At 59.8% G+C, this 11,815-nt stretch carries 11 protein-coding genes; 4 read left to right on the top strand and 7 right to left on the bottom strand.

From position 1 onward, the window contains the following. Positions 1-5: 5 nt before the first annotated feature. Positions 6-1,607, bottom strand: coding sequence for a carboxyl transferase domain-containing protein (locus AC6JBC_RS16140; RefSeq protein ID WP_498026490.1), 1,602 nt, complete (start codon positions 1,605-1,607; stop codon positions 6-8). Then, a complete protein-coding gene (locus tag AC6JBC_RS16145) occupies positions 1,604-2,755 on the bottom strand; it encodes an acyl-CoA dehydrogenase family protein (RefSeq protein WP_498026491.1) in 1,152 nt (383 codons plus the stop codon). Before AC6JBC_RS16145 ends, AC6JBC_RS16140 begins: the two co-directional genes overlap by 4 nt. A gap of 89 nt (positions 2,756-2,844) precedes the next feature. Between AC6JBC_RS16145 and AC6JBC_RS16150 the strand changes: the two genes are divergently transcribed. Then, positions 2,845-3,714, top strand: a complete 870-nt coding sequence (locus AC6JBC_RS16150) for a LysR family transcriptional regulator (RefSeq protein ID WP_498026492.1) — start codon at positions 2,845-2,847, stop codon at positions 3,712-3,714. 4 nt (positions 3,715-3,718) lie between these two features. On the opposite strand, the gene AC6JBC_RS16155 is transcribed toward AC6JBC_RS16150, so the two are convergent. Further along, entirely contained in the window at positions 3,719-4,651 is a 933-nt protein-coding gene (locus AC6JBC_RS16155) for a ThuA domain-containing protein (protein ID WP_498026493.1), read from the bottom strand. A 217-nt stretch (positions 4,652-4,868) separates the two neighbouring features. On the opposite strand from AC6JBC_RS16155, the gene AC6JBC_RS16160 reads away from it, so the two are divergent. Next, a complete protein-coding gene (locus AC6JBC_RS16160) occupies positions 4,869-5,156 on the top strand; it encodes a hypothetical protein (protein WP_498026494.1) in 288 nt (95 codons plus the stop codon). An 84-nt stretch (positions 5,157-5,240) separates the two neighbouring features. Here AC6JBC_RS16160 and AC6JBC_RS16165 read toward each other — a convergent pair whose 3' ends face one another. The 4 genes from AC6JBC_RS16165 to AC6JBC_RS16180 form a co-directional block, all read right to left on the bottom strand. Then, complete coding sequence (locus AC6JBC_RS16165) at positions 5,241-5,933, bottom strand: TetR/AcrR family transcriptional regulator (RefSeq protein ID WP_498026495.1); 693 nt, start codon at positions 5,931-5,933, stop codon at positions 5,241-5,243. 206 nt (positions 5,934-6,139) lie between these two features. Next, entirely contained in the window at positions 6,140-7,519 is a 1,380-nt protein-coding gene (locus AC6JBC_RS16170) for a hypothetical protein (RefSeq protein WP_498026496.1), read from the bottom strand. Continuing rightward, the gene (locus tag AC6JBC_RS16175) at positions 7,520-7,957 is read right to left on the bottom strand and encodes a VOC family protein (RefSeq protein WP_498026497.1); all 438 of its coding nucleotides are present in this window, start codon (positions 7,955-7,957) and stop codon (positions 7,520-7,522) included. A 9-nt stretch (positions 7,958-7,966) separates the two neighbouring features. Then, positions 7,967-9,949: a flavin-containing monooxygenase gene (locus AC6JBC_RS16180; RefSeq protein ID WP_498026498.1), complete on the bottom strand. Its 1,983-nt coding sequence runs from the start codon at positions 9,947-9,949 to the stop codon at positions 7,967-7,969. A 121-nt stretch (positions 9,950-10,070) separates the two neighbouring features. Here AC6JBC_RS16180 and AC6JBC_RS16185 point away from each other — a divergent pair, with 121 nt between their 5' ends. Both AC6JBC_RS16185 and AC6JBC_RS16190 read left to right on the top strand, forming a co-directional pair. Further along, positions 10,071-10,709 (top strand): TetR/AcrR family transcriptional regulator, encoded by a 639-nt coding sequence (locus tag AC6JBC_RS16185; protein WP_498026499.1) that lies wholly within the window; start codon positions 10,071-10,073, stop codon positions 10,707-10,709. Positions 10,710-10,792: 83 nt separating this feature from the next. After that, positions 10,793-11,815: a methyltransferase gene (locus tag AC6JBC_RS16190; RefSeq protein WP_498026500.1), complete on the top strand. Its 1,023-nt coding sequence runs from the start codon at positions 10,793-10,795 to the stop codon at positions 11,813-11,815.

Consider the following 11,815-nt stretch of genomic DNA (forward strand, 5'->3'; position numbering starts at 1 on the left):
CGCCATCACATCCGGAAAATGCCGAACGACGGCCGCTCGGCGACAGGAGCGTTCAGCGTCGCTGCAAAGGCAAGGCCCAGCACATCGCGGGTCTGCGCCGGATCTATCACGCCATCATCCCACAGGCGGGCGGTCGCATGATAGGGATTGCCCTCATCCTCATATTTCTGGCGGATCGGCGCCTTGAAGGCTTCCGCTTCCTCCGCGGACCATTTCTCCGCGTCCCGGTGCACCGTCGCCAGCACACTCGCCGCCTGCTCGCCGCCCATGACGGAAATGCGGCTGTTGGGCCAACTGAACAGGAAGCGCGGACCATAGGCTCTGCCGCACATGCCATAATTGCCCGCGCCGAAGCTGCCGCCGATCAGCACCGTGATCTTGGGCACACTCGCCGTCGCGACCGCCGTCACCAGCTTGGCCCCGTTCTTCGCAATGCCCTCCGCCTCATATTTACCACCCACCATGAAGCCGGAGATGTTCTGGAGGAACAGCAACGGTATGCGCCGCTGGCAGGCCAGTTCAATGAAGTGCGCGCCCTTCACCGCACTCTCGCTGAACAGCACGCCGTTATTCGCCAGGATCGCGACGGGCATGCCCCAGATATGCGCGAAGCCGCACACCAGCGTCGTCCCATACAGCGCCTTGAACTCATGAAATTCGCTGCCATCGACGATCCGGGCGATCACTTCGCGCACATCATAGGGCGCGCGGACATCCTGCGGCACGATGCCATATAGTTCCTGCGGATCATATTTGGGCGACACAGGCTCGCGCATATTGACGTCGATCGCCGGTGCTGGCTGAAGCGTCGACACAATGTCCCTCACGATGCTGAGCGCATGCTCGTCATTCTCCGCGACATGATCCACCACGCCCGACTTGCGCCCGTGCAGGTCACCGCCACCCAGATCCTCGGCACTGATGACCTCGCCCGTCGCCGCCTGCACCAGCGGCGGCCCGGCGAGGAAGATCGTCCCCTGATTGCGCACGATCACCGTCTCGTCCGACATGGCGGGCACATAGGCCCCGCCCGCCGTGCAACTGCCCATCACGCAGGCGATCTGCGGAATGCCGCGCGCGGACATCTGTGCCTGATTGTAGAAGATGCGCCCGAAATGCTCGCGGTCGGGGAATACCTCCGCCTGGTTGGGCAGGTTCGCACCGCCGCTATCGACCAGATAGACGCAGGGCAGCCGGTTTTCGAGCGCGATCTCCTGCGCCCGCAAATGCTTCTTGACGGTCAGGGGGTAATAGGTGCCGCCCTTCACCGTGGCATCGTTGCAGACGATCATCACCTGCCGCCCTTCGACACGGCCGATGCCCGCTATGATGCCAGCGCCCGGCACCTCCCCATGATACATGCCATTGGCGGTAAGCTGGCCGATTTCCAGAAACGGACTGCCCGCATCCAGCAACCGCTCGACCCGCTCGCGGGGCAGCAGCTTGCCACGCCCGACATGCTTCTCCCGCGCCTTGACGGGTCCGCCCGCCGCCGCCGTGGCGACCTTCGCCTGCAATTCCTCCACCAACGCCCGGTTGTGCGCGGCATTGGTGCGAAATCCTTCGGCATCGGGCGACAGCTTCGTGTCCAGCGTTGGCCCGCTCATGCGCCGATCAGCTCACGGCCGATCAACATGCGGCGAATCTCATTAGTGCCCGCACCGATGTCCAGCAGCTTGGCGTCCCGCATATAGCGTTCCACCGGCCAGTCCCTGGTATAGCCCGCACCGCCCAGCGCCTGCACCGCCTCCAGCGACACCCGCACCGCATTCTCGCTCGCCAGCAATATCGCACCCGCCGCATCGAAGCGCGTCGTCCTGCCCGCGTCGCACGCCCGCGCCACCGCATAGACATAGGCCCGTGCCGAATTGAGCGCGACATACATGTCGGCCACCTTCGCCTGCATCAGCTGAAATGCGCCGATCGGCTTGCCGAACTGTTGGCGCTCCCGGACATAGGGCACGACCGTGTCGAGGCATGCCTGCATGATACCAAGCTGAATGCCCGCCAACACGGTCCGCTCATAATCCAGACCCGACATCAGCACGCCCGCCCCGCCATTCAGCGGACCCATGACATTCTCTTCCGGGACTTCGCAATCCTCGAACACCAATTCGGCGGTTGGTGAACCACGCATGCCGACCTTGTCGATCTTCTGCCCGATGGAAAAGCCCTTGAAGCCCTTCTCGATCAGAAAAGTCGTGATCCCCTTCGACCCTTCGCCGGTCCTGGCATAGACGACCAGCGTATCGGCGTAGGGCGCGTTGGTGATCCAGAATTTGGTGCCGTTCAGGACATAGCGGTCGCCCTTCTTCTCCGCCTTCAGCTTCATCGAAATGACATCGGACCCCGCACCAGCTTCCGACATGGCAAGGCTGCCGACATGCTCGCCGGAAATCAGCTTGGGCAGATAGCGCGCCTTCTGTTCGGCATTGGCCCACCGGCGGATCTGGTTGACGCACAGGTTCGAATGCGCCCCATAGCTGAGCCCGATGGAGGCGGAGGCCCGTGCGAGTTCCTCTTGCGCGACCACATGTTCTAGATAGCCGAGGCCAAGGCCACCGTCCTCCTCCGCAACGGTAATGCCGTGCAGGCCAAGCGCGCCCATCGCGGGCCACAGTTCGTCACGCGGAAACCAGTCCTCCGCATCGATCCGTACGGCCAGTGGCGCAATCAAATCCCCAGCAAAGCGGCGGGTCGTTTCCTGGATCATCTGGGCATTGTCACCCAGCGCGAAATCGAAATCGGGCGTCATGGCCTCTCCTAAATGCCTAATGCTCTTCTACCATGCCCTAGGACGGCTGGAAAATTGACCAGACACTAATGATATCATAGACACGGTCTATGATTGAACGCTACCTTGTCCACTATTTTCTGGCAGTGGTAGATCACGGCAACTTCTCCCGCGCAGCCCAGCAATGCGGCGTGTCGCAGCCTACTTTGTCCGTGGGCATCGCCAAGCTGGAAGCGCAGATCGGGCACGTCCTGTTCCATCGCACCAATCGCCGCGTAGAACTGACCCCGGCAGGCAGCCGGTTTGCCGCCCATGCCCGCCGCATAGAAGCGGAATTCGCCCGCGCCCAACAGGCTATGGCGGAAAATGACAACAGCAAACTCATCCGCCTCGGCATAATATCGACATTGCCGTCCCATTGGATCGAACAAGCCACTCGGCAAGCCTGTGAGGCGAAAGGCGAAAGGCTGGAAATTGTCGAAGGACGCATGCGCGAATTGCTGCCCCGCCTTGAACGCGGCCGGATCGACGCCGTCATCGGCGTGCTGGACAATGATGCGCGCGCCCGCGAAACCCTGTTCGAGGAAGGCTATGCGCTCGCCCTGTCGGACAGGCATCCACTAGCCAATCGAGAAAAACTGGACGCGGATGAGGTCGCAGGCATGGACATGATCGTCCGCCGCAATTGCGAAGCGCTTGCCGCAGTCAGTCGCTTCTTCACACAGCGCGGCGTCCGCCCCTTCTTCACCGCCCGCACGGTTAGTGACGACCGCGCTATAGCCTTCCTGCGCGCCGGGCTGGGCATCACCGTCATGCCCCGTTGTTTCCTGCAACCCGGCATCGCGATGCCCGCGCTTTCCGGTTTCGATCAGCGTCGCAAGATCGGGATACTGATCGACCCGGCCAGCAGCGGACGGGTCGAAGCGAGCGAAACCCTGCGCCGTTTTTCTTCCGAATTGCGGCGACTACAAGCGGCCTGATCCGCTATTTCGAAAGCGTGCCGCCCGCACAGCGCGGTCCTTCCAGCCCCGCCGCCCAGGCGATGGCCCCACCGATCATCTTGCGATGCAGCGGTTCATCATAGGTTGAGGCGGCATGACCCAGCGCGGAATAGAATGCACGCCCATCGCCCAAGCAATGAATCCATACCATCGGATGGTCGGCGCCCATGCGGATGTCCTTGGGCTTGGTGAAGGGGAGCAGCTTTTCAAACGGGCTGTAGCTTTTCTCGTCGATGGTGACGAGGATACGGTAGCCCTTGTCGCGAGGATTTGAGTCGAAGGAATACCATTCGTCCGTCCGTCGCCAGACCTTGGGCAAATCGCGGGTCGCGGGATGATCGCGATCCTCGACATTCAGGTTCGCCGTCTGGAATTGCGGGTCCATGATATGGCCGATGAACTGCGCGCCGATCAGGTCATCGACATACCAGCGCCAGGCATATTGCGGATCGCCACCTGCGCCGTGCAAACCAACGAAGCCGCCGCCCTTTTCCAGCCACGCGCGAAAGGCGCTGCGTTGCTCCGGCGTCAGCACGTCGCCGCTGACGCTGTTCCACACCACCGCCTTGAACCGGGCGAGCTGCGCCGGATTGAATATAGCGGCATTTTCCGTCGTGTAACTGCTCCAGCCGCGCGCCCGGGCAATATCCTCCAACGCGCGATTTGAAGCGACGATCGTCTCATCATCGCGAAAGCCATTCGTCTTCGAAAAGATGAGGATGGCATTGCTGGAAAGCGTCGCGGGCAGCCGCGGCGGTGCCTTGTCATAGCCCGCGCCAATGCCGAAGACGAGGCGACCCGCATTACCCGGCCCCACCGCCATCGTGAACATGACCGCCAGCGCGATCACGGCCAGGACGATGAACGCCGCCAGCCATTTGAGGACGCGCATCGCCATGCTCTTGCCCCTCGCCATCAACTTCTCTCCCGCCTTTTAAATATCAACGTCCCGGCTTCTTGAAACATGCTCTGGTCAATCAGCCGCGACATCCGTCAGGCCGACATATATCCTTCCGACCGGGCTGTTCAGCAGCGAGCAAGGCATATCCATATATCCCTGACGAAGTAAACATATACGTTGCATTTTTACAAAGCGGCATTACCCGCAAATGACTTATTAAACGGAGAGTATGATGAAGAACTGGATGATTGCCGCCGCCTTGATTGCCATGTCGCCTATGCCTGCCTTGGCGCAGACGGCCTATTCCTCCTCTACGACGGAAATCGGCACCTTGCTCGATGATCCCGCAGCGAAGGCTGTTCTGGCAAAGCATATTCCCGAAATGACGACCAGCGATCAGATCGACATGGCGCGCGCGATGACCCTCAAGGATATTCAGCAATATTCGCCTGATGCGATCACGGACAAGGTTCTCGCCGACATTGACGCAGACTTGGCGAAGCTCAGCCCGAAAAAATAAGACGGCAAATGCCTCTGGCCGGGATGATCACCCGGCCAGCTTATGCCCCAAGGTTTATACGCCCAATGCCGTTTGGGTGGATGATTACCAGCTGTCCCGCCCGCGTAACAGGACATCGACGGCGTCGTCAGCGAAACTCGCTGCTTCTTCCCGGCTCAAAACCCGTATCGTTTCTTCCGTCCGGCGCCATCCCTGGATCATGCTCAACAATTGCCGGGCGACGCGCTGTGGATTTGCGGCAGGAACCGGGTCGTTCTTCGTTCCCTCGATGATTTCGCCGGTCAGGAACTGAAGTTCGTAACAATATCCGATCTTGTAAAAGGTTTCGGCGATTTCGGGAAACCGCGAAGCTGTTGTCAGGATCAGCCGATCGAACTGCTGAATTTCCGGATTTCCCAATGACGCCATCGCAGTCCGGACATGACCTTTCAGTCGCTCGGGAAATTCCTGCGGAAGATCGACATTATTGGCGCTTGCTTCATTCGACCATCTACGCACACGGTCTTCCACAACCGCTTTCATGAGCGCTTCTTTGGTCGAATGGCGCGTATACAGGGTTCTTTTGGAAACCCCTGCCCCCTTTGCCACCGCCTCCATGGTGGTCGCCTCATATCCGACCGACAGGAACAAATCTCGTGCCGCGCTCACGATCGCCTCATCGATCTGGCCCGCCTTTTTCTTAGGCGGTCGGCCGGTTCGGCGATTGGGCGTCAGCCGATCGGCGGCCTTTGCCTCACCGGAATCCGCCTTCTCTGTCGTTTTTCCCGTAAGCGGCATGTTCCACCCAAAGCTTAAACTCTATGCCCCTTATGTCCTTTCGAACCATCATCACAAGTAAACTCTCCACGCTGCACCGGGGTCAACGTCCAGTGCAGTCGGCACCGACCGCCACGGCCTCTTGTGCCATCGGTGACCGGCATCCCATGCGCGCCCAGATACAACAACTCAGGCTCGGGCCTCCAGACTGATGAAGGTCGATGCCGTCAGCGACCTTGACCGGATAAAGTCTTCGCAGATTGGAGCGGCCCAACGATCTGGCGGCATGCATCACCAGGAGTGATGTCTTCGCACCATTCGCGGAATATATTGTCGACCCAGATTATCGCGGGCAGCAGTCCACTATCCATCAATGCCTGATCCGAACGGTTCTGCATTGATGCCCAGACATCTGCCGGAACCTGTTCAAGGACAACGGCGATTATATCAAGGATCATGCAGATAGCCGTGGAATAGAGCGACGCTTTATATTGCAGGCGTAGCTCGACGGGATCCAACAGGATTCCGGACTTCTCCTCCAGTTCAGCCGTGAAGGTACGGAGGACCAGGTCGACCAATTCCCGGTATCTTTCCGGCTCCGGCATCATCATCATGCCGCTCAACGCCTGCGCGATGCTCATTTGGCCCGCGCCTCCCCAATCGAGCAACCCGACCTTGAGTTCTCCCGATGGTTCGCGCCAATACCAGGCGTTATCCACGTTCAGATTGGGGTGGCAAAGGCCAGTATAGTCGCGGTCCTCGTGCAGGTAGGCGATAACCGCATCCTTATGCTCCAGCCCGAACAGCACATCCTCTCGCCAACGCGCCATGAAGTCTGGATCGGACACCTCATCTATGAATAGATGTGGCGCGGTACGTGTGACGAATTTCTCCAGCGTTGCGATCTTGGCGGTGGCATCCGGTATCGGATCGAAGTCGCGCGCGGCTTCTCCAAAGGGAAATATTCTCTCGATGTCCGTCCCGAGCGCGCCGCGCTTTTGCGCCGCCACCAGATCCGCCAACGATCGTGCCAGCAGCACATAATGATCCTCGACATTGCTGATCTCGTGATCATATCCTTTGCGATGAGCGGGCTCGATCGGCGCCACGCCGAAGGCGATACGCTCCGTAATCAGGATATAATTGGTCGTGCTACCAGAATAGTCACCGAAATAATATTTCGCCGTCGTGACCGGAAGATCCACTTCACCCGCAAGGCGCTGCACATCGATCTCGCCGCTACCAAGGCGGATCAGGCCAAATTTATGATTGGCATCCGCCGGTGGAAACTTGGCGAACAGTTCGGTGTGCAATCCTTCTTCGTCCCGCGCATAGGCTACGGTAAGAAGCGCCCGCTCGGACGCTCCTGGAACACTGATCGGATTCAGCGCGACTATTGCCGTGACTTCATTGTCGGCGGACATGACCCCCGAAGCCCGGAAGGCCTCTGTCAGAAACGCCGCACCGAATTCCGCCAGCATTTCTGGGGAGATGGGGAATGCAAGACCATAATGATCGCCCGGCGCAACCGTCCGGTGCAAATGGTCGAACAGCTTTCGATCAGGCAGCGATCTACGGCGCATCGGCACATGGCCCTGCATAGCCACTCAGCCGTGCCGCTGACTGATCTGAAGGAGATGTCCTTCAGGATCCTTCACAAAGGCATGGCGTCCGAAGCCTGGGACCTCCCGGTCTTCCACCACGCCGCCGCCCGCCTTCTCGACACGCCGCAAGCAAGCGTCGAAATCTCCGCTCGCAAAGCCGATAATTGATTCATTGCGAGCAGGTTGCGTGTCGTCGGGAAAGCTCGCCAGAATGAACAGCGGGCCGCCCTTGTAAGTCGGCTGATAGACGATCTCCACAACTGCCCGACCAGCGATATTCGCTTCCATTCGGTTCATTTCGACGAGCCCGAACACGGATTTATAGAAGGCGTCAGACTTTTCTATGTCGTGAACGATCAACTTCGTGAACATGAAGTCGATATCTTGCTCCGCACCGAAAGGAAGTTCCATTGCATCTCTCCTTATTTGATTGTCCGCCACTGTCCCTGGTCAGATGGTCAGCATTTCCATTTCGCGCGGTGCGGTCTTGGCGGCATCGTCGGCACGCGTGACATTGAAGTCTTCTTCGCGGGGCGAGCGCAGGACATGCCATATGCGCGAGTTGTGGCGCGGGATGGCGAGGATGACCTTCTTCTGCCCGTCGGCGCCCTTGTCACGATAATAGCCATGGGCGCTACCGCACTGGACCCAGGCGGTGTTGGCCAGGTTCGCATCGACATCGTCGATGAACGCCTGCGTCGCCTCTGGCGACACATCGAAGGACGACAGATGATCGTCCACCATCCATTGCAGCAGTTCGACGATATAATGGACCTGCTGCTCGCTCACCACGGCATGGTTGGCGACCAGATAGCTGTAGGGCGCGCCCATGAAGACGAAGTTGGGGAAACCGGTGATCAGCATGCCTTCATAGGAGAAGGGATGCGGGTCGAACGCGTCCGTCAAAGTTTCGCCGCCGACGCCGCGAATGTCGAACTGCCGCCCGAAATGCAGATTATAGCCGGTCGACAGCAGCAGCACGTCGCATTCGATCCGCGTACCATCGGCCAGGATCACCGCGTCCTGCTCGGCCTCGGCCAATTCGCCGCGCACGATCGACACATTGGGCTTTTTGAGCGTGTCGTAAAAGCCGCAATCCAGGATCGGCCGTTTCGCGAACACCGGGAAGTTGGGTGTCAACAGCTTCACCATCTCCGGATCGTCCGGGAAATGGCTCTTCAGATAGCCTTCGCACATCATGCGCATGCCGTCGTTGATCGGGCCAAAGCCGCCCGTCTTCGCGGCATAATCCTCATCCTTCATGATCATGCCGTGCATGTCGCGCATCTGGCTGTGCAAGCCCTGCAGACGCTTCCACTGCGCGACGAAGGGCACATATTCCATCGCCCAGCGCTCGATTTCGGCCACCGGCGCATGCGCCTGCGGATTGGGGATGATATGTTCCGGCTGGCGCTGGACGATCACCAGTTCGCCGACCTTGTCGGCAATGGCCGTCGCTACTTGTACGCCCGAACAGCCCGTGCCGACCAGGACGACCTTCTTGCCCGTCAGATCGACCGAATGGTCCCAGGCGGCCGAATGAATGACCGGCCCCTTGAAGCTGTCGAGATTCTTCACCTTGGGATAATTGGGATTGTTGTTGGGTCCCACCGCCATGATGAGGACGTTGCACTCATGGCTTTCCGGCTTGCCGTTGCGGATCGCCTTCACCGTCCAGATCTTGCGCTTCTCGTCCCATTCCGCACCCTCGACCCAGGTGCCGAACCGGATCCGGTCGCGAAGACCATATTTGTCGGTGACGCGATCGAGATAGGACAGGAATTCCGGGCCACGCGGGTAGAATTGCGTCCAGGAAGCATTGGGTTCGAAGGAGAAGGAATAGACCCGGCTCGGCGTATCGACCGCCGCGCCCGGATAGGTGTTGGTCAGCCAGTTGCCACCGACCGTGTCCATCGCCTCCAGCACGGTGAAGTCAAAACCCGCCTGCTGCAATTTGATGGCCGCGTTGATGCCCATCATGCCCGCGCCCACGACCAGCACCTTGAAATTGGCGGGCGGGACATCGGCAGCCTTGCGAATGCGCGTGTCGGTGGTGAACCCGGCATGCTGGAAGGCAACATCCACCGACATTTCGGGAAGGTCCTGACCCAGCAGCAAACGGCTCATCCGCTTGAACATCGGCCGGTCCAGCTGTGGCATGACCGGAGGCTTCCCGGCCTTTACCGCCACGCGCAGGCGATCGCGGATCTCGGCGACCACGGCCGGATCGATGGCAGGCCGTTCTTCATGCGCATGGATGTCGACGAACGTCTCGACCAGCTCTTCCTGCCGGCCGTCAATCGCATCCCAATAGTGGTTCAGCAGCGTCCGATTGCCGGTCATCTGGATCAACGCCATCAGCGCCATGGTGGGGTCCAGCGCATCGATCGCGGCATCGACCCTGGCATTCATGTCCAGCACCCGTTCGTGCATCCCGTTTCTCCTCATATGTGCCCGCTTTCGGACTCGATGAGAATGAATTACACATTAGTGTGTAATTGGTCAATGACAACTCTGCTTGCCATTGCTCTTCCGCTGCGCAACGAGGCAAAAGATGAATGAAACGAGCATCAAGAGGCGAGCAGGCCGCCCGACGGCGGAGGCGGCCGAACAGAAGCGCATGAACCTGATTCTCGTCGCGGTGGAGGAGTTTGCCCGTGCAGGCTTTCACGCGGCATCCTTGCGCGACATCGCGGAAAAGGCGCAGGTGTCGAGCCGTACCCTCTACAATCATTTCCCCGACAAGCTGGCGCTTTTTGCCGCCTGCCTTGAATATTCGGGCGCACAGCTTCAGCCGGACGTCCCCGATCTAAAGGGTGACCTGCACACGCGCCTTGTCACCTACGCGACGGAAATGCAGCGTCAACTTTCCTCGACCCGCAGCATGCGGATTGCCCGTCTGATCTACCGGGAAGGCGGAGAGTTCGACGAACTGCGAAAGATCGCTCGTCACCAGTTTGAACGGTATCAGGTCAGTCCGGTTGCGGCGATGTTGAAGAAAGAAGGCGCCTCCGCCGCGGAAAGCCGCAGCTTCGCCACGCAATTCGTCGCCATGGCCTTTGGCGAATGGCAACGCCGCTTATTGTTCGGCGGGCCTCCGCTTACGCTTAGCGAAATGGCCGCGCATGCCCGGTTGGTCACGGGACTGTTCCTGAACGGCATCCGTTCGAACCTGGGCAAAATGGACAACTGACCTTCCCACCCCTCAGAGAAATGCGATAGCGGGACCCGACACGCCACTCTCCGCGTTTTGCCCTCATGATGGGAGAAGCGTGCATGGAGCACATGGAGTTGGGGGCACCGGCGGCGTTCGAGCCATCGGAAGAAGATGGCATGGACGGGGACATCACGGCTGGCGACGGTCGGGCCGCCGCCCTGCTTGATCTGCTACACGTCCTGAAGAACCGCGGATATAGTTTCGTCACCCCCACGCCCGCCACGCATGCACGGGTTGTCCAACGAGCGTCGCGTCGGCCCGCCCATGACCTACGGGATATTTTCGGCTGGTCGCTACCGTTCGATCCGAAGCTGCTGGACCCGGAACTTGCTCGCATACTGACAAAGGCCAACGCACTGGAAAGATATGACGACGGCCTGAAAAGCCGCTTCCGCGTGTCATCGCTTGGGAACGACCTATTCCTTCATTCCGCTTATCCGACTGATTGTCAGGAAGCGGTATTCTTCGGGCCTGACAGCTATCGTTTCGCGCGATTGATCGGCGATGAATTATCTCGACGCCCGCAAAAGAAGGGCGCGCGGCTTGTCGATATCGGCACAGGCGCCGGGGTAGGCGGGATCGTGGCCGGTCATCTTTGCCCTGCTGTCGATATTTTGATGACCGACATCAATCCCCTCGCGCTTTATCTAGCCCGCATCAACGCGCAGGCCGCCGGTATCACGGCCCGCTTCCGCCAGACCGGGGATCTGTCCGCGACACATGGGACGTTCGACCTCCTGCTCGCGAACCCCCCTTATATCATGGACACCGCAGGCCGCGCCTATCGTGACGGCGGGGGCATGCACGGTGCTGAAGTATCGCTGATGATGGCAAAGCAGGCCCTTCCCCGACTGACCGCTGACGGGCGCTTCATTCTTTATACTGGTAGTGCGATCGTCGACGGTCGCGACACGCTGAAGGACCGATTGGCCGATCTTGCGGCGGCGCGGAACTGCGCGCTACGCTACACCGAAATCGACCCGGATGTGTTTGGCGAAGAACTGGAAAATCAGGCTTATTCCGATGTCGACCGCATCGCGCTCATAGCCGCGATCATAGAACGAAAGGACAGCGCAGCTTGA

This window comes from Sphingobium sp. RC1 (genome assembly GCF_059738765.1).

What these genes read in the sequence shown, in the direction of transcription:
- AC6JBC_RS16155 (WP_498026493.1), bottom strand. Translation starts at nt 4,651, where the DNA reads ATGGCGAGGGGCAAGAGCATGGCGATGCGCGTCCTCAAATGGCTGGCG.
- AC6JBC_RS16185 (WP_498026499.1), top strand. Translation starts at nt 10,071, where the DNA reads ATGAATGAAACGAGCATCAAGAGGCGAGCAGGCCGCCCGACGGCGGAG.
- AC6JBC_RS16145 (WP_498026491.1), bottom strand. Translation starts at nt 2,755, where the DNA reads ATGACGCCCGATTTCGATTTCGCGCTGGGTGACAATGCCCAGATGATC.
- AC6JBC_RS16180 (WP_498026498.1), bottom strand. Translation starts at nt 9,949, where the DNA reads ATGCACGAACGGGTGCTGGACATGAATGCCAGGGTCGATGCCGCGATC.
- AC6JBC_RS16150 (WP_498026492.1), top strand. Translation starts at nt 2,845, where the DNA reads ATGATTGAACGCTACCTTGTCCACTATTTTCTGGCAGTGGTAGATCAC.
- AC6JBC_RS16165 (WP_498026495.1), bottom strand. Translation starts at nt 5,933, where the DNA reads ATGCCGCTTACGGGAAAAACGACAGAGAAGGCGGATTCCGGTGAGGCA.
- AC6JBC_RS16190 (WP_498026500.1), top strand. Translation starts at nt 10,793, where the DNA reads ATGGAGCACATGGAGTTGGGGGCACCGGCGGCGTTCGAGCCATCGGAA.
- AC6JBC_RS16160 (WP_498026494.1), top strand. Translation starts at nt 4,869, where the DNA reads ATGAAGAACTGGATGATTGCCGCCGCCTTGATTGCCATGTCGCCTATG.
- AC6JBC_RS16140 (WP_498026490.1), bottom strand. Translation starts at nt 1,607, where the DNA reads ATGAGCGGGCCAACGCTGGACACGAAGCTGTCGCCCGATGCCGAAGGA.